Origin of the sequence: Neobacillus sp. (assembly GCF_031988165.1) — a bacterium.
Classification (GTDB): Bacteria; Bacillota; Bacilli; order Bacillales; family Cytobacillaceae; genus Neobacillus; species Neobacillus rhizosphaerae.
The window spans coordinates 10,255-11,952 of the sequence record NZ_DALZYO010000070.1 but is presented as its reverse complement, the minus strand read 5'-3'; the positions used below and the strand labels follow the sequence as shown (position 1 = coordinate 11,952).

The 1,698-nt window shown below is 41.6% G+C and carries 2 protein-coding genes and 1 pseudogene; all 3 read left to right on the top strand.

Features of this window, described 5'->3' with window-relative positions; translation table 11 throughout:
- A partial coding sequence (locus RTR43_RS24730) for a hypothetical protein (RefSeq protein WP_312476519.1) occupies nucleotides 1-817 on the top strand: 817 nt, incomplete at its 5' end.
- Between the two features lie 27 nt (nucleotides 818-844).
- On the top strand, nucleotides 845-1,402 hold the full coding sequence (locus RTR43_RS24725; RefSeq protein WP_073982218.1) for a hypothetical protein: 558 nt from the start codon (nucleotides 845-847) through the stop codon (nucleotides 1,400-1,402).
- A gap of 49 nt (nucleotides 1,403-1,451) precedes the next feature.
- Nucleotides 1,452-1,698: pseudogene (locus tag RTR43_RS24720) on the top strand (hypothetical protein); the annotation flags it as partial.

Sequence of the window (1,698 nt, the reverse complement as noted above, 5' to 3'; positions counted from 1 at the left end):
GGAGAAGGCCTGGGAGGAAGCAGCGGAGGCCGAACGTCGTCGGCAGGAGAAAGCGCGCGAGGAAGCAGCGGAGGCCGAACGCCGTCGGCAGGAGAAGGCGCGCGAAGCAGCAGTCGCGGAAGCCGAACGCCGCCGGCAGGAGAAGGCCCGGGAAGAAGCAGCCGCGGAAGCCGAGCGTCGCCGGCAGGAAAAAGCGCGCGAAGAAGCAGCCGCGGAAGCCGAACGCCGTCGGCAGGAGAAGGCGCGCGAGGAAGCAGCCGTTGCAGAAGCCGAGCGCGGCCAGCAGGAGAAGGCGCAAGAAGAAGCTGCTGCGGCTGAACGCCGCTCGCAAGAAAACGAATTAGCAGAAGAAAAACCAGCCGTAGCTATAAAAGGGCATCTTATTAATGGTTTAAGTTGGTGTATTGTTTCTCTTAAAAAGTTGAAAAAGAGTATCCCTAACACTAAAAAGAACAATCATCGGATATTAGCTAAGGAAGACTCTGATTTGTTGTCCGACTATGAAAGAGAGCTTCATATGGCAAAGCTTGAAGTATTTAAAACGATCAAGCAGGAAATAGCTGATGAAAAGAAGGCAATCAAGGCTGAACAGCAAAAGGAAAAGAGATATAAGCAAGCACTGGCTAAACGGAGAAAAAGAATGGCAGGGACTAGGCTTGGATCTTCCAAGCTTATTTTTATTGCTATTATGCTTATTATAGGGGTTCAGATTTACTTTAATGTTGAGGCAGGGAATGACCCGCTGACCCTTCCAAGCTGGGTGCATGATTTAGGAGATAAAGTAAGTGATATGTTAAGATCACACAATAAAATTTAGACTTGCAGAAGCAAAGGGGGTTGAGAAATGGCTGATCGGTATGAAATAGATATCGAAAAGAAAGCATCTTCTTATCTAAATAGCCTTGCAACAGCTCTTGGAGAAGGTAAAAAAAGGGCGTTAATTGAATTGAAGCAAGCTGATACTTTTGTGAATAGGCTTTTTAACAGAAAAAAAGTTGATCAATTGGCAAAAATGGCGCATCGTTATGCAGCTTATGAAAATGATGTAAAAAGTAACTTCAACGATAAATTATCAAATTATGAAATTACTGTTCCTGAAGATCAAAAAAACGTCAAGGAGTTTGGAAAACAAATTGAAACTGCATTAGAAACCTATTTTAAGGAACAAGAAGAAAAGCTGACGCCTGAAAATAGTATTCAAGCCTACCTTGATTTTGATAGACCACTTAGTAATTTCACTTCATTTCTTGAAGTGAAGACAAAAGATGATGACAAAATGAAACAAAAAGAGAACGGCCTTCTTCTAGAAAAAAAGCATGAGATTAGAGAACCTATTAAAGTTGAGGTTCGATTGAACTCAAAACAAAAAAGTTCAAAAAGAAGTATAGGTCTTGAAAGATGAAGAATTAAAGAAGCCGGTTAACGGCTTCTTTTTTTGAGGTGACTTATTATTGCATAAGGAATTTAAACAATGGAAGAAAATATTTGCTGACAAGTATTTTCTTATTGCATTTACGCTGTTTTGTTACGCGGCAGTAACATGTGCTGCTAATTTTTTATTGCACCTATTCAAGCAGATTCCTTTAATGCTTTCATCATTCAAAACATTCGACCAGTCGAAGCTTTCAAGCCCATTTGATTCATATTCGTGGAAATGGTTCTTTGAATTTGAATGGGACATGGGAATTATCTATGGAG

What these genes read in the sequence shown, in the direction of transcription:
- RTR43_RS24725 (WP_073982218.1), top strand. Translation starts at nt 845, where the DNA reads ATGGCTGATCGGTATGAAATAGATATCGAAAAGAAAGCATCTTCTTAT.